Raw genomic sequence first — 17,611 nt, 5'->3', positions numbered from 1 at the left:
GCTAGGCGGGCGCCCGGACGGTGGCAATGGCGGAACCGGGGCCGGACCGGTATTTCCATATTTCGTTACGGAATCCAGCCTTGCAGCTCGCGATGCAGCAACGTCCGCAGCATCGCCATGCCCGGCGCGCCGTCGTTCAAACAGGGCAGATAGGCGAAGTCGGTGCCACCCGCCGCAATGAAGCTTTCGCGGCCACGAATGGCCAACTCCTCCAGCGTCTCGAGGCAATCGGCGGAAAAGCCTGGTGCCACCACCGCGACCTTGCGCACCCCTTGCGCGGGCAGCGCCTCCAGCGTCTCGTCGGTCGCCGGCCCCAGCCATTTCGCCGGACCGAAGCGCGACTGGAAGGCGATGGTGAGCTCGCGATTCATGGCCTCGGACAGCAGCCGCGCGGTCTTCTGGCAGTGGCAGTGATAGGGGTCGCCCAGCTCCAGCGTCCGCTTGGGCATGCCGTGGAAGCTGGCGACGATCCGCTCGGGCACGAAATCGAGGCCCGCGAGCTGCGATTCGATGCTCTCCTTCAGCGCGGCGATATAGGCGGGATCGTCATGATACGGCGGCAGCGTGCGGATCGCCGGCTGCCAGCGCATGTGCGCCAGCGCGGTGAAGGCCTTGTCGTTGGCGGTCGCGGTCGTCGCCGCGCAATATTGCGGATACAGCGGCGCGATCAGGATGCGCTCGCAGCCGGCATCCTTCAGTGCGGCCAGCCGGTCGGCGATCGCCGGATTGCCGTAGCGCATCGCATAATCAACGATCACGCCCTCGCCGAACGCGTCCGTCAGCGCCTGTGCCTGCCGGCGCGTGATCGCGGCGAGCGGCGACCCTTCGTCGCTCCACACCAGGCCATAGGCATGGGCGGACTTCTTCGGGCGGATGTTGAGGATGATGCCGCGCAGGATCGGCTGCCACGCGATCGGCGGGATTTCGACGACGCGCCGGTCGGACAGGAATTCGCCCAGATAGCGTTTCACCGATTTCGGATCGGGCGCATCGGGCGTGCCGAGATTGGTGAGCAATACCCCGATCTTGCGGGGCGGGATCGCGGGATGGCCGGCGGGAATCGTCATGGCGTCGGCTGTAGCGGCAGTGTGCGCAGCCGCCTACCGGTCGCGGAGAAGACGGCATTGGCGATTGCGGGCGCGACGGCGGGCACGCCCAGCTCGCCCACCCCGCCCGGCGCCTCGCCGGATGCGATGAGTTCGACGACGATGTCGGGACTGTCCACGAGCCGCGGGAGGTTGAGCCCCGCAAACCCATGCGCGCGCGTCCGCCCCTTCGCGATACCGGTCGAGGCGCCCAGTGCCTGCGCCATGCCGAAGATCAGGCCGCCTTCGATCTGCTGGCGGACGAGGTCCGGGTTGACGATTCGCCCGCAATCCACCGCCGCGACGAGGCGATCGACGCGGATTCGCCCGCCATCCTCCGCCGACACCTCCGCCAGCACCGCGATGCGGCTGCCGCGAAAGGCATGCGCGGCGATGCCCTGCCCCGATCCGTCCGCGCCGCCGTCCCAGCCGCCCAGCGCTGCCACCGTCGTCAGGCAGCGCGCCAGCCGCGGCTCGCCGCCCAGCATGCCGATCCGGTAGGACAAGGGTTCGGTGCCCGCGACATGCGCCAGTTCGTCGATGAAACATTCGGTGAAGAAGGCGGTGTAGCCGTGCGCCCCGCCGCGCAGGTGGCCGGTTTCGACGCCGATGTCGGCGGGATGATGCGCGATGGCATAGGCCGGGATGCGATAGACCGGCGTCGCCCCCGCCACCGCATAGGGATCGCCGCGCCCCAGCAGCGCGCCCGCGCCGGGCAGCAGCCGCCGGGCGAGCGCATGGCCCGTCGCCGGGGCCGCGATCGCGGCGTCCCAGGCGGCGATCGCGCCGTTGCTCGACAGGCGCGCGCGCAACGTCGCGCGGGCGGGCGGGCGGAAGCGATCGTGCAGCGTCTCCTCGCCCCGCGACCAGACGAGATTGACCGGACGCTTCAGCTGCATCGTCAGCAGCGCCGCCTGTTCGGCGATCACCGTCTCCAGCCGCGCACCGAAGTCGCCGCCCGCCAGCGTGCGGTGGATCACCACCGCCCCCGGCGACAGACCCGCCACGCGCGCCGCCGCCGCCCGCGCCGCCGCGGGGGCCGCGGTGGGCAGCCACAGCTCCAGCCGCCCGTCGCGGTACGCCGCCGCCGCGCTCGCGGTCTCCAGCGCAGCATGCACGCCCAGCCCGACGCGATAGTCCGCCGACACGACGCCGCCGCCCTCCAGCAAGCGCGCCGGGTCGCCTGCCGCCGCCATGGTCTGCCCCGTCGCCGCCAGCGCCTCGTTCAGCGCGCGGTCGATCCCGGCATCGTCGGCGAGCGGCGTATCGCTGGCGAAGCGCGGCGCGAGCGCCTCCAGCGCGCGATTCGCCGCCCACCATGTCGTCGCGACCGCCGCCACCCACTTGGGGTTCTCGACGACCGCCAGCACGCCGCGGATGCGATCCGCCGCGGCGCGATCGACGGCGACCAATCGCGCATCGCCGATCGGCCCCTGCCGGATCGCGGCATGCACCATGTCGGGCAAGCGGATATCCCCCGCAAAGCTGGCCGAACCATCGACCTTTGCAGGTACGTCGATCCGCGGCACCGCCTGTCCCGCCAGCTTGCCCGCACCCGCGACGCCGATTGGCAGGGGGTTGGGCACGCTTTCGCGCGACGCCTCCGCCGCCAGCGCGGCGAAGCGCAGCCGGTCGCGGCCGTGGACGATGAAGCCCGCCTCCGCGCTGCAATCGGTCCAGGTGACGCCCCAGCGCCGCGCCGCCGCCTTGCACAGCAGCGCCCGCGCGGTCGCGCCCGCAGTGCGCGCATCGTCTTCGAACATGCGAAGACTGGTCGATCCGCCGGTCAGCATCGCGTCGCTGCGCTGCGCATAGCTGTCGTAGAGGTGCTGCGGCAGCCGCGCGAGCGTGCCTTCGAACAGCGATTCGAGCGCCAGCGGGTTGGCATAGAGCGCGTTGATCGGCGCCGCCTCGACGCCGACCGTCCGCCAGTCGGCGCCCAGTTCGTCGGCCACCACCTGCGCCAGCGCGGTATAGATGCCCTGCCCGTGCTCCAGCTGCGGCACCGCGACGGTGACATGGCCGTCGTCGCCGATCTTCAGCCATGCGCCGAACGCGGTCTCGCCGGGCGCAATCGCGAGGTTCGGGGCATAGGCGCGCGGCCACAGCCCCCAAGCGACGACCAGCCCGACGCCCGCGCCCCCCGCGACGATCACCTTGCGCCTGCTGATCCCTGCCATGCAGCGGCTCTACCGGCGCCGAGCTGCGGGCGGAAGCGGGTTGATGGCGGGCGCCCCTCCTGACATCGGGAGGGGCGCCCGTTGCTTAGATCGCGTCCAGCGCCTGCGCGAAGTCGGCGATCAGATCGTCGGCATCCTCGACGCCAATCGAGATGCGCACCAGGCTGTCGGTGATCCCCAGCGCGTCCTTGCGCTCCTGCGGCACAGACAGATGCGTCATCGCCGCCGGATGGCTCGCCAGCGTCTCGGTGCCGCCCAGCGATACAGCCAGCTTGGCGATGCGCAGCGCATCGAGGAAGCGGAACGCCTCCGCCTCGCCGCCCTTCAGGATCAGCGAGAAGGTGGAACCCGCGCCCGAGCAATGGCGGCGATAGATATCCGCCTGCCGCTCCTGCCCCGGCTCGTCGCCGAAGAAGCCCAGGTAGCCGACGCGCTCGACCTTCGGATGCGTGCGCAGATAGGCGCAGACCTTGGCCGCGTTTTCCCCGGCCCGGCTCATGCGCAGTTCCAGCGTTTCCAGCGACCGCAGCAGCATCCACGCGGTGTTGGGATCACAGATCGTGCCGATCGTGTTGCGCATCGAGCGGATCGTATTGATGTGCGCCTTCGACCCCAGCACACCGCCCGCGACCAGATCGCTATGGCCGCCGGCATATTTGGTGAGGCTATATACGACGATATCCGCCCCGTGCCGCAGCGGTTGCTGCCACAGCGGCCCGAGGAAGGTGTTGTCGATCGCGATCGGTGGTTTTTCCCCCGCATCGGCGAAGATCGCGTCGCGGCTCGCCGCCACCGCTTCGATGTCGACGAGCGCGTTGGTCGGGTTGGCCGGGCTTTCGAGGTAGATCAGCGCGACGTTGCCGGTCGCCGCCTCGGTCAGTACCGCGTCGATCTCCTCGCGCGTCGCACCCGCCGGGAAGTCGAGCCACTTTACCCCGAACTTGCCGAGGATGCGGCCGATCAGCGTCTCGGTCGCCGCATACAGCGGGCCCGAATGGACGATCGTGTCGCCGGGCTTGGTCATCGCGAGGAACAGCGTCGCGATCGCCGACATGCCGCTCGAAAAGGCGAGCGCGTCCTCCGCCTCGTCCCAGATCGCGAGGCGATCCTCGAGGATTTCCTGGTTCGGGCCGTTGAAGCGCGAATAGACGAGGCCGTCGGCGCCGCCGGGTCGCTTGCCGGTCACGCCCTCGAAATGGCGCTTGCCCGCGGCGGCATTGGGGAAGACGAAGGTCGAGGTGAGGAAGATCGGCGGCTTCAGCGCGCCTTCGGACAAGGCTGGGTCGAAGCCGTGGCCCATCATCATCGTCGATGGCTTCAGCTTGCGGTCACCGATCGTCTGCGGCGTGTTGGCGGGCAGATTGCCCCCAACGCCGGTGATCTGTGCTTCATCGGGCATGATACTCTCCTTTGCCACGGAGCATAGCGCCGACTGGTAACGTTGGATACTAGTATGCCGAAGGGCCTATCGCCTGCATCCGTCATCCCGGCGCACGCCGGGATCCACGGACACAATGCCGCCGGTGGGACAGGAGCCGCGTGCCGTTCGCGTCCATGGATTCCGGCGTTCGCCGGAATGACGAGGAAGGTTACGCAGGCAACCCGATCAAACTGATCTGCCGCCCATAATCCGGCTCGCCCTTATGCGTCGCCCGGCGGTAGCTGTAGAAGCGGTCGGGTTGCGCATAGGTATCCAGCCCCAGCGCCTCGACCCGCGCCAGCCCCGCAGCAGCGAGTCGATGCGTCACATAGGCCTCGAGGTCGAACTGGTAGCGCCCGTCCCGACCGCTCGCGAAGAAGCGCTCATTCTCCGGATCGACCGCCGTGAAACGCGCGAGGAATCCCTCATCCACCTCGTACGACGCGCGCGCGATGCACGGGCCGATCGCGGCGGCGATCCGATCGCGCCGTGCCCCGATCTTTTCCATCGCGGCGATCGTCGCATCGGTGACGCCGGCCAGCGCCCCCTTCCACCCGGCATGCGCCGCGCCGACCACGCCCGCCTGCGTGTCCGCGAACAGCACCGGCGCGCAATCCGCGGTCAGGATGCCGAGCAGCAAGCCCGGCCGTTCGGTGACCAGCGCGTCGGCATGCGGGCGCTCGGCATCGGGATAAGCGGCGTTGACGCGCACCACGTCCGCCGAATGGACCTGATACAGTGATGCGAGCGGCGCACCGGGCAATACGGCCGCCGCCGCCCGCCGTCGATTTTCCGCCACCGCTGCGGGATCGTCCTGCGATCCAAGGCCGACGTTCAGGCCCGCGACCACCCCCTGCGACACCCCGCCGCGCCGCCCGAGGAAGCCGTGCGGCACATCGCCCAGCCCGCGCGCGCGGATCACCTCGACGTCGCTCACAGGCCCAGCCGCATCAGATGATCCTCGTCGGCGTGATTGCCGACCATGAAGGTGTAGCGGCCGACCTCCGCGAAACCATAACGTTCGTAGAAGCGACGGGCGCGGTGGTTGTCGACGTACACCGACAGGAACAGCTCGCGCGCGCCACGGTCCCGCGCGGTGGCGATCACCCAGTCCATCATCCGCGCGGCAAGCCCGCTGCCCTGCTGGTCGGCGGTGAGGTACAGCTGGCGCAGTTCGATCATCGGGCCGGTCGGCGTCACAGGCAGCCCCTGCGGCCCCAGCTTCGCGAAGCCGACCGCGCGGCCCTCCTCCTCGGCGAGCAGGAAGGCGAAGGCGGGATCGGCCAGCTCGCGCCGCCACGCGGGAACCGTCATGCCGTCGAGAAAGGCGGCAAGATCAGCCGGATCGTACAGATGCCCGAAGGTCGCGGTGAAGCATGCGGCGAACAGCGCAGCGATCGCCTCGGCATCGGCCACCGTGGGGGTGCGTAGCGTCGCGGTCATGCGCCGAACGCCGCCGGCACCGGCCAGTCGCCACGGGTGATCGCGAGCGCGCGGAACAGCGTCCCCATATCGCTCATCAGCCGCGCGCGATCGGCCAGGATCGCCTCCGCTTTGTCCGGCGTCGCCCGCGCCAGCGCCGTGGCGCGCGTGTCGATGCCGAGGCCCCCCAGCAAGTCGCGCTGCGAGATCGGCCCCCAGGCGACCGCACCGGCGGCCTGCGCCGCGGCGGCGAGCGTCGTGAAGTCGACATGCGCGCTGAGATCGACCGTGCCCGGCGTGTCGAACGGATTGGCGAAGCCATGGCCGCGCACCGCCTGCAACGTGTCGCCGAGCGCCGGACCTTCATACCCATAATCGATCGCCAACATCGCGCCGCCCTGCGCAGCAATACGACGCGCGAGCGCGGTCATCACCGCGACGCTGGCGGGCGAAATTTCCAGCACCGACCCAGCGGGGGCATCGCGCAACGGTTCGGGCAGCACCTCCGGCGGCACGGGCTTGCCCGCGATGGGCAGGAACAGCGTGTCCTGGCAGGCGACCAGTCGCTCGTGCCAGCCACCCGCGCGGCGGATCAGCTGGCGGATCGGCAGCGCATCGAAGAATTCGTTGGCGACGACGATCAGCGCTTCGGTCGTCGGCAGGCTGTCGACCGAATCGTGGAAGGTCGCACCCGGCACCGCGGCGGCCTGTAGGTCGCGCAGCCGCGGGCTGGTCTCGACGAAATGGACGGGCGGTTCGAACCCCGCCTTCGCCATCGCGCGCCGGGCATCGTTGGCGAGCGTGCCCCGGCCCGGCCCCAGCTCGACCCAGGCGACCTCGGGGCGGCCGGCGCGGTCCCACAGGTCGGCGCACCACAGGCCGATCAGCTCGCCGAACATCTGGCTGATCTCGGGCGCGGTCACGAAGTCGCCGCCCGCACCGATCGCCTGCTGCGTCGCATAATAGTGCGCATTGGCGGCGGCCATGAACTGCGACACCGGCATCGGTCCCGCCAGCGTGATCGCACGGGCGAGCCGGTCGGGCAGCGGAGCGTCGGGGATATCGGTCACGTCGGTCACGCGCGGCAGATGCCGTGGCCGGGCGGTGGGCGCAAGGCTCCTTCCAGTCCTCCCCCGCCAGGGGGAGGTGGCAGCGCGACAGCGCTGACGGAGGGGGAGGTAAGCGGCGCACGCCGTTATAAACTGCGTCGCCTACCTCCCCCTCCACCATTCGGCTAGCGCCGAACGGTCCCCCTCCCCCTGGCGGGGGAGGACTTTCGTCAGGCCACGCTCTCTGTCCCCGCGATCGACTCCACGCGCGTGCGGCGGCCTTTGGCGGTCAGCACCAGATACAGCCCGCCCGCGATCATCGGCACGCACAGCCACTGGCCCATGTGGATGCCGGTCGCCTCGATGAAGGTGCCGTGGAACTGCGGATCGGGTTCGCGGAAGAATTCCACGATGAACCGCGCGATGCCGTAGCCCAGCACGAACAGCCCGACGAGCTTGCCCGGCTGGTAACGCGCCTTGGTGCGCCAGAAGGCGAACCACAGGACGGCGAACAGGATGATCCCCTCCATCCCCGCTTCGTACAGCTGGCTGGGATGGCGCGCCGGTTCGGGGATGCCGAAGGGCACGGTGCGTTCGAACACGATCGCCCAGGGCACGTCGGCGGGCTTGCCCCACAATTCGCCGTTCACGAAATTGGCGAGCCGGCCGAAAAACAGGCCGAAGGGCACGCAGCAGGCGAGGTAATCGTGGACGCGCAGCCAGTCGAGCTTGTGCTTGCGCGCGAACAGGATGATCCCCAGCGACGTCCCGATGACGCCGCCGTGGAAGCTCATGCCGCCATCCCACAGTCGCAGGATGCGCACTGGATGCAGCAGCATCTCGGGCGCGTAGAACAGCACATAGCCGATCCGCCCGCCCAGGATGATCCCCAGCGTCGCGTAGAAGACGAGGTCGTCGGCATGGCGCCGCGCCATCGGTGCCCCGGGCTGGGCGAGCAGCTTCAGCAGATACCACCAGCCAAGTAAGATGCCGCCGATATAGGCAAGGCTGTACCAGCGCAGCGGAATGCTGCTGTGGGGGAACACCATGGGATCAAGTCCCAAATCGGCGAAGCGGATATGGCCGCCCCCGGAACCCACCAGCGGATCGGCGAGTGGGGCGGCGGCGGCGAGCAACGGCAGGATCAAGGCTTTCCCCCTGGGTTTCGCCCCTGCATAGTGGGGCAAAGGCACAAGACCAAGCGGAGAGCATGCATGCGGACGACCCTCGACGAGCGGATGGACGCCATGATGGCGGCACTGACCGGGCCGGGGGGCATGCTGGCGCTGGGCGAGGCGGAGTGCGGCGGGCGCCGCTATCCGATCATCGCCGCCGCACCGCCCGCCTTGCCGCACTATTTCGCGCATTATTGCCATGAGCATGCCGACAAGACCTTCCTCGTCGCCGGTGACGAACGGCTGACCTTCGCTGATGTCTATGCCGCCGCGCGCGCGGTCGCTGGCGCTCTCGTCGCCACGCACCGCGTCGCCAAGGGCGACCGGGTCGGCATCGCCATGCGCAATTCGCCGTCGTGGATCGTGCTGTACATGGGCATCTTGATGGCGGGCGGCGTCGCCACCCTGCTCAACGGCTGGTGGCAGGCGGAGGAACTGGCCGCGGCGATCGACGAGGTGGAGGCGCGCCTCGTCTTCGCCGATGGCCCGCGCGCGCAGCGGCTGGCCGGATCGTCGGCGCAGGTGGTGGCGATCGACGACACGCTGCCGCTCGCCGAAGCGCTGGGCGCGATCACCGCGGCGGGTGGCGAAGATGCCGCGTTGCCCGACGTCGTGGGCACCGACCATGCGACGATCCTGTTCACCTCCGGATCGACCGGCCGGTCGAAGGGCGCGATCGCCGATCACCGCGGCGTGGTGCAGGGCACGTTCAACTATCTGGCGCAGGCGCTGATGATGCTCGGCCTCGCGACGCAGGACGGCAATCCGCCGACCGAACAGCCCTCCACGCTGCTGACGTTGCCGCTGTTCCACGTCACCGCCGAGGTGCCGGTGATGCTGCAGAGCTTTGCCATGGGGCGCAAGCTCGTCCTGATGCGCAAATGGGATGCGGTCGAGGCGATGCGCCTGATCCAGGCGGAGCGGATCAGCTATTTCGTCGGCGTGCCGCTGATGAGCTTCGAAATCCTGACGCATCCCGATCGCGTCTCCTTCGACCTCTCCACCGTCACCGATTTCGCCGCGGGCGGCGCGCCGCGCCCGGTCGAGCATGTCCGCCGCATCGATGCGGAGATGGGCGGGGGCGCGCCGCTGATCGGCTATGGCCTGACCGAGACGAACGGCATCGGCACCGGCAATTGGCGCAGCAACTATCTCGCCAAGCCCGACAGCGCCGGGCGCGCCTCCGCTCCGCTGGTCGACCTCGCGATCCTCGACGATGACAACGCGCCCGTGCCGCAGGGCGCGCGTGGCGAAATCGCGATCCGCTCGATCGCCAATTTCCTCGGCTATTGGAACCGGCCGGACGCGACCGCGGCGTGCATGACCGCGGACGGATATTTCCGCACCGGCGACATCGGCTATCTCGATGCGGACGGCTACCTGTTCATCGTCGATCGCGCCAAGGACATCGTGATCCGCGGCGGCGAGAATATCGCCTGCCAGGAGGTCGAAGCCGCGCTCTACGCCCATCCCGACGTCGCGGAGGCCGCGGTGTTCGGCCTGCCCGACGACCGCTTCGGCGAGGTGCCCGGCGCGGTGGTGCATCTGCGCGGCGACACGGCGCTGGATCAGACGGCGTTGCAGGCCTTCCTCGCCGACCATATCGCCGCCTTCAAAGTGCCCGCACGCATCTGGGTCTCCAAGGTCGCCCTGCCACGACTGGGCACGGAAAAGATCGACAAGGTATCGCTCCGCAACACCTATCGCGCGATTGCAGCGGCGGGCTGAGGCCAGCACCACATCGTCATTGATGGGCGATGTCCGTGGGATGAACGCGGACACACTTCCCTCGTCATTCCGGCGCACGCCGGAATCCATGGTCACGGCGCGACCCGCAGCTTGCACACCACGGCTGTTCCGGGTCCATGGATCCCGGCGTCCGCCGGGATGACGAAGGCAGAGGGTCACACCACCCCACGCTTGCCCCTGTGCCGCAATGCGGCAAAAAGGGCGGATGCCCGTGTTCACTCCCATCCCGCACGACGCCGTCGTCGCCGCCGTCCTGACCCTGCGCGATGCGATCGCCGCCGGTGGCTGGCGCCCCGATACGATCGTCGGCATCGGCCGCGGCGGCCTGGTGCCGGCCGTCTACCTCAGCCATGCGATCGATGTGCCGATGCGCTCGATCGATCTGTCCGCCCGCGACAGCGACGCGGTGACGCAGGCGGGCCTCGCCGCCCTCGCCGCCCGGTCCCGCGCGGGGGAGCGCCTGCTGTTCCTCGACGACATCAATGATTCGGGCCGCACCATCGCCTTCGTCCGCGCCGCGCTCGCCGCGGCGGACGGCGATGCCGCCAACGTCCGCTTCGCCACGCTGATCGACAACAGCCGCTCGGCCGAACGCGTCGAGCTTGCGGCGCGCACCATCGATCGCGACGTCGTCAAGGACTGGTTCGTCTTTCCGTGGGAAGCCGTCGCGTCCAGCGAATCGATCGCCGCGGATGCGGCGGAAGTGCCGGACCGGATCGCCTGATCCCCCCGCGCAACCCGCAACGCCCGCGATGACGATCCTCGCCACCATCCTGCCGATCTTCGTGCTGATCCTGGCGGGGTTCGCCTTCGCCCGGCTGCGCGGTCTGGAGGCGGGCGCGGTCAGCATCCTCAACACCTATGTCGTCTGGCTGGCGCTGCCCGCCTTGCTGTTCGATTTCGTGGCGGAGGCGGATTGGGCGACGCTCGCGCAGCCGCGCTTCACCCTGGTGTTCGCGATCGGCATGGTCGCAACCTTCGCGCTATCCTATTGGGCCACCCCGCGCGTCGCCGGCCTGCCCCGCAGCATGGCGCGCCGCTCGCTCGATGCGCTGACCGCCAGCTTTTCCAACTGCGCCTATATGGGCATCCCGATCGCGCACGGCCTGCTGGGGCCGGAAGGCCTTGCCGCCGCGGTCATCGCCGCGCTGCTGACCAGCTGTGCGTTGTTCGCTTTCTCGCTCATGCTGGTCGAGGTCGATCTCGACGGCAAGGGGCTGCGGATCGCGACGATCGCGCGGGTCTTCGGATCGGTATTGCGCAACCCGATCGTCGCCGCGCCGGTCGCGGGCGCGCTGTACGCCCTGACCGGCCTCGGCCTCCCGGCCCCGGCCGCGACCGTGCTAAAGATGCTGGGCGGATCGGCGACCCCGGTCGCGCTGGTGACGATCGGCATGTTCCTCGCGCAGCGGCAGGGAAAGGGCGAGCCCGCTGAACTGGGCTTCGCGGTCGTCGCCAAGCTGGTGGTGCAGCCGCTCGTCACGCTGGCTGCGCTATGGCTGCTGCCACTCCCCAAGCCCTATGCCGCCGCCGCGCTGATCGTCGCCGCGCTGCCGACCGGCACCGGGCCGTTCATGGTCGCCGAACTCTACGCGCAAGAGGTGACGCTGGCCGCCCGCGCGATCCTGATGTCGACGATCCTATCTCTGGTCACGGTGACGGCCGTGGCCTGGTGGGTGCTGTAAGCCACCAATCGCGCCGCGGACCCTTGGCATCAATCCTCCCCCGCCAGGGGGGAGGTGGCAGCGCGCCAGCGCTGACGGAGGGGGAGGATACGGCGCGCGTCGTGTATGCTCTAGGGCCGATCGACATTCACCGGCGTGATGGATTTTTCGACGAGCGGAAAGACATGAAGAAATAAGAGTTTTGTTCGCGCGGAGGCGCGGAGGACGCAGAGATGTCACGCGCGCGGCGACGCTTCGCCTTGACCTCGACCGAGAAAGACAGGCCGCTCGCGCGGCAAACGCGACACCTCTGCGTCCTCCGCGCCTCCGCGCGAACCGTCTTATCGTCACCTCGTCGTATCTTGGCGTGAATGAATGTCGATCGGTCCTCGTAAGGAAGGAACGACCTTACCCGTCGCTCGCCCGCTCGATATCCGCGCCCACCGCCGACAGCTTTTCCTCCAGCCGCTCATAGCCACGGTCGAGGTGATAGACGCGCGCGACCGCGGTCTCGCCTTCCGCCGCGAGGCCGGCGAGGATCAGGCTCATCGAGGCGCGCAGGTCGGTCGCCATCACCGGCGCGCCAACCAGCCGGTCGACGCCCTTCACCACCGCCGTGCGGCCATGGACCTGGATGTCCGCGCCCATACGCGCCAGCTCGGGCACGTGCATGTAGCGGTTTTCGAAGATCGTCTCGGTCAGCACGCTGGCGCCGTCCGCCTTGCACAGCATCGCCATGAACTGCGCCTGCATGTCGGTCGCAAAGCCGGGATAGGGCGCGGTCGACAGCGTCACGGGGCCGAGCGGACCCGATGCTTCCACCTTCACGCCATCGCGCGTCTCGGTCACCGTCACGCCCGCCTCGCGCAGGCCGTCGATCGTCGCCTGCATGTCGCCGGCATTCGCGCCGACCAGCTCCAGGCTGCCGCCGGTGATCGCCGCGGCGCAGGCATAGCTGCCCGCCTCGATCCGGTCGGGCATGACGGCATAGGTCGCGCCGTGCAGCCGGTCGACGCCTTCGATCTCCAGCGTATCGGTGCCGATGCCGTCGATCCGCGCGCCCATTGCGGTGAGGCAGTTGCACAGGTCGACGATCTCGGGCTCGCGCGCTGCATTCTCGATCACGCTGGCGCCCTTCGCGAGCACCGCCGCCATCACGACATTCTCGGTCGCGCCGACCGACACGACGGGGAAGCGATAGCGCCCGCCCGACAGCCGCCCGCCCGGCGCGGTCGCCTTGACGTAGCCTGCCGCCATCTCCAACTCGGCGCCGATCGCCTCCAGCGCCTTCAGATGCAGGTCGATCGGGCGGTTGCCGATCGCGCAGCCGCCGGGCAGCGACACCCGCGCCTCGCCCGCGCGCGCCAGCACCGGGCCCAGCACCAGGATCGACGCGCGCATCTTGCGCACGATGTCGTACGGCGCCTCGGTCGAGGTCAGCTGCCCCGCCCGGATCGTCATCACCCGCCCGAAATCCTCGGGCCGCGTGCCCTGGATCGCGGTCGACGCGCCCAGCTGGTTGAGCAGGTGACCGAACCCGTCGACGTCGGCGAGCCGCGGCAGGTTGCGCAGCGTCAGCGGCTCGTCGGTCAGCAGCGCACACGGCATCAGCGTCAGCGCGGCATTCTTCGCGCCCGAAATCGGCAGGCGCCCCGACAGGCGGTTGCCGCCACGGATAAGGATACGGTCCATGGCATAGCGTCTAGCGCGCCGGTCGACGGGTGCAAGTTGCCAATGAACGCCGCGCGCTTGATCGACTTTAATGCAAGCGTTTCTGCCCTTTCGCTAACCCCCACGCCTCAGGGGTTCAGGGGGATGATACAGCGTGGGCAGTGGCCTCGCCGACCGGCTCGGCGAACTGATAGAGCTATCCGCCAGCGAACGGCGCGCGCTCGACGGACTCGAAACACGCGAGCGGACGGTGCGACGCGGCGCGGTGCTGCTGCGCGAGCATGACCGCGCGACGGAGCTGTTCGTCATCCGCCACGGATCGCTGATGAGCTACATCATCCTGCCCGACGGCAGCCGCCAGATCCTGCGCTTCCTGTTCCCCGGCGACCTGATCGCCACGCCCGCGCTCGTCTACCGCAGCGCGCCCGAAACGCTGATGGCGCTGACTGAAAGCACCGTCGCGATCATCGATCGCGCGCAGATCGCCGCGCTGATCGTCGACCACCCGCGTATCGCCGGCCTGTTGCTCGTCCGCGACCAGATCGAACGCGTCGCGCTGACCGACCGGATGGCGAACCTGGGGCGCGGATCGGCCAAAGCCCGCATCTGCGCGCTGCTGATCGGCCTGCGCAACTGCCACCGACGCCTGGATGCCAGCGTGCAGGACAGCTTTTCGCCCTGCTTGACGCAGGAACAGATCGGCGATGCGACCGGCCTCACCGCCGTCCACGTCAACCGCATGCTGCGCCAGCTGGAGGACGAAGGCCTGCTGGCCCGCAACGGCGGCCGGATCACCTTCCTCAACGAACACGCGCTCGCCCGCACCGCGCATCATATCGACCGCACGCAGCATATCGATCTCGGCTGGCTGCCGCCGGCGCGGTAAGTCGAGCCAGCGCGGCTGCGACATCTCTGCCTCCGCCGGGATGCCGACGATGAAGGATGTCGGTTTGCGCGCGAACCGTCGTCGCGCCTTAGCGCGAGCGCAAACCTGCGATCAGGCCTTCTCCAGCGTGCATTGCAACGGGTGCTGGTTCTGCCGGGCGAAGTCGATGACCTGCCCGACCTTGGTCTCCGCCACCTCATAGGAGAAGACCCCGCACACCCCGACGCCCTTCTGGTGGACGTGCAGCATCACCCGCGTCGCCTCTTCCATGTTCATGCGGAAGAAGCGTTGCAGGCACAGCACGACGAATTCCATCGGCGTGTAATCGTCGTTCAGCATCAGGACGCGATAGGGCGTCGGCTGCTTGGTGCGCGTGCGCGTCTTGGTGGCGAGGCCCGTGCCGGCGCCGCCGTCGTTGCCGTCATCCGTTCCGTCGTCGCGGCGTTCGGCCATGGTGATCGGTTCAACTATCATGTGGATCGCGAAAATATGGCATCGGGCATGCCCGGGGCAAGGGGGTCGCGCAAAAGTTGACGGCACCCGGCCCACCTTCCAACGAAAAGGGGCGACCGCATCGCTGCGGCCGCCCCCTCTTCGGTCCATTGCGTCAGGTTACGCGACGACCTTCATCTTTTCCGCGGCGAGCGCCACGCGGTTCGACAGCGGCTGCGCCACTTCACCGGCCAGCTTCAGCATGGCTTCGGTGTTGCGCGAGGTCTGCTGCACCATCGCGTCGAACGCCGAACGGGCATAGTCCGACTGGAGCTTGAAGAAGTCGGTCGGCGACTTGACGCTGGTCATCGTCTTGGCGGCGGCGGTCGCCTCTTCGAACGACTTCTTGGCGAAGGCGGCGGCGTCCTGGCCGAGCGCTTCGAGACCGCGCACCGCGATCTTCGACGATTCGACCATCGCCTCGATGTTGCCCTTGCCGAATTCGTTCGCGTCTTCGAACATCTTCTGGCTCTTTTCGACCGCACCCTTGGCGCGCTCGGTCGCGTCGGCGAACGCGGTCTGGGTCTTGGCGGTGACGGTTTCGATCGTTTCCATGATGACTTCCTTCGCTGCGTAGGGGGCGATCGGCGCGGTCGTTGCCGCAGCGATCGGGTCGGTGGTGGGGACGACGGGTGGTCGCGCGGCCGCAGTCGGCGCGACCGGCAGATCGGGAGCAGGCTCGCGCGTCACCGGCGCCGCCTCGATAGCCACGTCGGGCACGACCGAAGCGGGCACGATCGACGCGAGCGGCGGAACGATGTCGGCGGCCGTCGGCTTTGTCGCGAGCGGCACGGCCGGGACGCTCTTCTTGGCGACCTTGGACTTGGGCAGCGACGGCTTGACAGACGATTGCGGCGGCGTGGCGATGGGACGCTCCGGACGACGGGCGACCTTGGCAGGCTTTACCGGCGGCTTGGGGGCGGTATCGTCCACGGCTCCTACTCCAGCTATTATGCTGCAACGCACAAATAGGGAGCGGCGACGCTACGTCAAGCGCATTTTTGTGCGCTGCAACATGAGAACGTTCTCAGGCTTTGACATACTCGCCAGGCGCATCGCAGAGCGCCGCCAGCGCGCCGCCTCCGGGTTGCCGCGCGCCCTCTGCCGGCACCATGTCGGACGACAGGGTTCGCAGCCACGCGAGCCAGTCCGGCCACCAGCTGCCCTTCGTCTCGGTCGCGCCCGCCACGAAATCGGCGAGCGAGTCCGCGGCGGCATCGTTCGTCCAATATTGGTATTTGCCCGCGGCCGGGGGATTGACCACGCCCGCGATATGGCCCGATCCCGCGAGCACGAAGCGTAGCGGTCCCTGGAACAGATGCGTGATCTTCCACACGCTCTCCGCCGGCGCGATATGGTCCTCGCGCCCCGCCTGCACATAGGCGGGCGTCGTCACGCGGGTGAGGTCCAGCGCCTCGCCCGCCACCGACATCGCGCCCGGCTGCACCAGCAGATTGTCGCGGTACAGATCGGTCAGGTACGACAAATGCCATTTCGCCGGCAGGTTGGTCGTGTCGCCGTTCCAGTGGAGCAGGTCGAACGGCATATAGTCCGCGCCGAGCAGATAATTGTTGGTGACGTAATTCCAGATCAGGTCGCGCCCGCGCAGCAGGTTGAACGTCGCCGCCAGATAGCGCCCGTCGAGGAACCCCTGCGGCGACAGCGTGCCGATCACCGCCAGCTGATCGTCGGTCACGAAATTCTGCAATTCGCCCGCCGCGGAGAAATCGACCTGCGCGGTGAAGAAGGTGGCGCTCGCCACCGTGTCCGCTTGCCCCCGCGCGGCGAGCAGCGCCAGCGTCGCCGCCAGCGTCGTGCCCGCGACGCAATAACCGATCGTATGCACCGCCGGCACGTCGAGCAGTGCCCGGATCGTGTCGATCGCATCGACCTGCGCGGTGACGTAATCGTCCCAGATCACGTCCTTCATCGACGCATCCGCCGACTTCCAGGATACCATGAAGACGGTGATGCCCTGCTCCACCGCCCAGCGGATGAAGCTTTTCTCGGGCGTCAGATCGAGGATGTAATAGCGGTTGATCCAGGGCGGAAAGATCACCAGCGGCGTCGCCAGCACGTCCGGTGTCGTCGGCGTGTACTGGATCAGCTCGTACAAGGCGGTGCGCTTCACCACCTTGCCCGGCGTCATCGCCAGATTGCGCCCCACCTCGAACGCGCCGTCGCTGGTGTGGGTCAGCTGCCCCTTGCCGATGTCGGCGAGCATGTGTTTCATGCCGTCGAGCAGGTTCTGGCCCTTGGTCTCGATCGTCCTGGCGACCACTTCGGGATTGGTCAGCGCGAAGTTCGACGGGCTCATCGCATCGACCAGCCCGCGCGCGGCGAAGCGCAGCTGCTCGCGCTGCTTGTCGGGCACACCCTCCAGCGCCTCCACGCCGCGCAGCAGATGGTCGGCGATCAGATTGTAGCTGCGGCGGATCCAGTCGAACCACGGGTCCTCGCGCCATGCCGCCGCCTTGAAGCGCTTGTCGCGGGCATCGCCCTCCGATTGCGGCGGGGGTGGCGGCGCGGCGGCGGGATCGACGAAGCGCTGCCACAGCGCCAGATTGTCCGCCCAATAATCCTGCACCTGCTGCGCCAGCCGGCTCTGGCCCTCGGCCGATACGGGGGTGCCCGGCCCGGCCGCACCCGCCGCGAACACGCCGATGCCCTGTTCCATCATCATCTGCTGCGCGCGGCCCATCACCCAGGTCCAATGCTGCAGATCGGCAAGGTCCGGCGCCGCTCCGGTGCCATAAGCGCTGCGCGGCGCGTCGGACGAATCGGTCTTGGGATCGGCCATGGCATCCTCTTCTTATCG

Annotated in this window: 15 protein-coding genes; 4 read left to right on the top strand and 11 right to left on the bottom strand. The window is 68.7% G+C overall.

Features of this window, described 5'->3' with window-relative positions; all coding sequences use genetic code 11:
* Window positions 1-65: 65 nt before the first annotated feature.
* The 7 genes from hemH to lgt form a co-directional block, all read right to left on the bottom strand.
* Window positions 66-1,067 carry a ferrochelatase gene (hemH, locus tag GGR47_RS06600; RefSeq protein ID WP_147037296.1) on the bottom strand — a complete coding sequence of 334 codons (1,002 nt, stop codon included), beginning with the start codon at window positions 1,065-1,067 and terminating at the stop codon, window positions 66-68.
* Window positions 1,064-3,265: a xanthine dehydrogenase family protein molybdopterin-binding subunit gene (locus GGR47_RS06595; protein WP_183949479.1), complete on the bottom strand. Its 2,202-nt coding sequence runs from the start codon at window positions 3,263-3,265 to the stop codon at window positions 1,064-1,066. Before GGR47_RS06595 ends, hemH begins: the two co-directional genes overlap by 4 nt.
* Window positions 3,266-3,350: 85 nt before the next feature.
* Window positions 3,351-4,664, bottom strand: a complete 1,314-nt coding sequence (locus tag GGR47_RS06590) for a cystathionine gamma-synthase family protein (RefSeq protein WP_147037347.1) — start codon at window positions 4,662-4,664, stop codon at window positions 3,351-3,353.
* A gap of 190 nt (window positions 4,665-4,854) precedes the next feature.
* The gene (pgeF, locus tag GGR47_RS06585; protein WP_147037348.1) at window positions 4,855-5,622 is read right to left on the bottom strand and encodes a peptidoglycan editing factor PgeF; all 768 of its coding nucleotides are present in this window, start codon (window positions 5,620-5,622) and stop codon (window positions 4,855-4,857) included.
* Window positions 5,619-6,128, bottom strand: a complete 510-nt coding sequence (locus GGR47_RS06580) for a GNAT family N-acetyltransferase (RefSeq protein WP_147037349.1) — start codon at window positions 6,126-6,128, stop codon at window positions 5,619-5,621. The genes pgeF and GGR47_RS06580 overlap by 4 nt, the downstream gene beginning before the upstream one ends.
* On the bottom strand, window positions 6,125-7,186 hold the full coding sequence (locus GGR47_RS06575) for a class I SAM-dependent methyltransferase (RefSeq protein WP_147037350.1): 1,062 nt from the start codon (window positions 7,184-7,186) through the stop codon (window positions 6,125-6,127). The genes GGR47_RS06580 and GGR47_RS06575 overlap by 4 nt, the downstream gene beginning before the upstream one ends.
* A 200-nt stretch (window positions 7,187-7,386) precedes the next feature.
* Window positions 7,387-8,304, bottom strand: coding sequence for a prolipoprotein diacylglyceryl transferase (gene lgt, locus GGR47_RS06570; RefSeq protein WP_147037192.1), 918 nt, complete (start codon window positions 8,302-8,304; stop codon window positions 7,387-7,389).
* A 66-nt stretch (window positions 8,305-8,370) separates the two neighbouring features.
* On the opposite strand from lgt, the gene GGR47_RS06565 reads away from it, so the two are divergent.
* The 3 genes from GGR47_RS06565 to GGR47_RS06555 all read left to right on the top strand — a co-directional run bounded on the left by GGR47_RS06565 (window position 8,371) and on the right by GGR47_RS06555 (window position 11,765).
* Entirely contained in the window at window positions 8,371-10,059 is a 1,689-nt protein-coding gene (locus tag GGR47_RS06565; protein WP_147037193.1) for a class I adenylate-forming enzyme family protein, read from the top strand.
* A 226-nt stretch (window positions 10,060-10,285) separates the two neighbouring features.
* Window positions 10,286-10,804 carry a phosphoribosyltransferase gene (locus GGR47_RS06560; RefSeq protein ID WP_147037194.1) on the top strand — a complete coding sequence of 173 codons (519 nt, stop codon included), beginning with the start codon at window positions 10,286-10,288 and terminating at the stop codon, window positions 10,802-10,804.
* A gap of 28 nt (window positions 10,805-10,832) precedes the next feature.
* A complete protein-coding gene (locus tag GGR47_RS06555) occupies window positions 10,833-11,765 on the top strand; it encodes an AEC family transporter (protein ID WP_147037195.1) in 933 nt (310 codons plus the stop codon).
* 387 nt (window positions 11,766-12,152) lie between these two features.
* Here the strand turns inward: GGR47_RS06555 and murA are convergent, their stop codons facing one another.
* Window positions 12,153-13,436 carry a UDP-N-acetylglucosamine 1-carboxyvinyltransferase gene (gene murA / locus GGR47_RS06550; protein ID WP_147037196.1) on the bottom strand — a complete coding sequence of 428 codons (1,284 nt, stop codon included), beginning with the start codon at window positions 13,434-13,436 and terminating at the stop codon, window positions 12,153-12,155.
* 133 nt (window positions 13,437-13,569) lie between these two features.
* On the opposite strand from murA, the gene GGR47_RS06545 reads away from it, so the two are divergent.
* Window positions 13,570-14,301 carry a Crp/Fnr family transcriptional regulator gene (locus GGR47_RS06545; protein WP_147037197.1) on the top strand — a complete coding sequence of 244 codons (732 nt, stop codon included), beginning with the start codon at window positions 13,570-13,572 and terminating at the stop codon, window positions 14,299-14,301.
* A gap of 111 nt (window positions 14,302-14,412) precedes the next feature.
* Here the strand turns inward: GGR47_RS06545 and clpS are convergent, their stop codons facing one another.
* The 3 genes from clpS to GGR47_RS06530 form a co-directional block, all read right to left on the bottom strand.
* On the bottom strand, window positions 14,413-14,754 hold the full coding sequence (clpS, locus tag GGR47_RS06540) for an ATP-dependent Clp protease adapter ClpS (RefSeq protein ID WP_017980326.1): 342 nt from the start codon (window positions 14,752-14,754) through the stop codon (window positions 14,413-14,415).
* Window positions 14,755-14,913: 159 nt separating this feature from the next.
* Window positions 14,914-15,726 carry a phasin family protein gene (locus tag GGR47_RS19330; protein WP_147037198.1) on the bottom strand — a complete coding sequence of 271 codons (813 nt, stop codon included), beginning with the start codon at window positions 15,724-15,726 and terminating at the stop codon, window positions 14,914-14,916.
* 94 nt (window positions 15,727-15,820) lie between these two features.
* Window positions 15,821-17,593: a PHA/PHB synthase family protein gene (locus GGR47_RS06530; RefSeq protein ID WP_183949478.1), complete on the bottom strand. Its 1,773-nt coding sequence runs from the start codon at window positions 17,591-17,593 to the stop codon at window positions 15,821-15,823.
* Window positions 17,594-17,611 lie beyond the last annotated feature (18 nt).

Source organism: Sphingomonas aquatilis (genome assembly GCF_014196115.1).
Taxonomy (GTDB): domain Bacteria; phylum Pseudomonadota; class Alphaproteobacteria; order Sphingomonadales; family Sphingomonadaceae; genus Sphingomonas; species Sphingomonas aquatilis.
The sequence above is the reverse complement of the archived record's forward strand: the minus strand, read 5'-3'. Positions and strand labels throughout refer to the sequence as shown.

Bases quoted from the DNA above. Each gene is read 5' to 3' on its own strand.
- hemH (WP_147037296.1), bottom strand. From the start codon at position 1,067: ATGACGATTCCCGCCGGCCATCCCGCGATCCCGCCCCGCAAGATCGGG.
- GGR47_RS06595 (WP_183949479.1), bottom strand. From the start codon at position 3,265: ATGGCAGGGATCAGCAGGCGCAAGGTGATCGTCGCGGGGGGCGCGGGC.
- GGR47_RS06590 (WP_147037347.1), bottom strand. From the start codon at position 4,664: ATGCCCGATGAAGCACAGATCACCGGCGTTGGGGGCAATCTGCCCGCC.
- GGR47_RS06580 (WP_147037349.1), bottom strand. From the start codon at position 6,128: ATGACCGCGACGCTACGCACCCCCACGGTGGCCGATGCCGAGGCGATC.
- GGR47_RS06565 (WP_147037193.1), top strand. From the start codon at position 8,371: ATGCGGACGACCCTCGACGAGCGGATGGACGCCATGATGGCGGCACTG.
- GGR47_RS06560 (WP_147037194.1), top strand. From the start codon at position 10,286: ATGCCCGTGTTCACTCCCATCCCGCACGACGCCGTCGTCGCCGCCGTC.
- GGR47_RS06555 (WP_147037195.1), top strand. From the start codon at position 10,833: ATGACGATCCTCGCCACCATCCTGCCGATCTTCGTGCTGATCCTGGCG.
- murA (WP_147037196.1), bottom strand. From the start codon at position 13,436: ATGGACCGTATCCTTATCCGTGGCGGCAACCGCCTGTCGGGGCGCCTG.
- clpS (WP_017980326.1), bottom strand. From the start codon at position 14,754: ATGGCCGAACGCCGCGACGACGGAACGGATGACGGCAACGACGGCGGC.
- GGR47_RS06530 (WP_183949478.1), bottom strand. From the start codon at position 17,593: ATGGCCGATCCCAAGACCGATTCGTCCGACGCGCCGCGCAGCGCTTAT.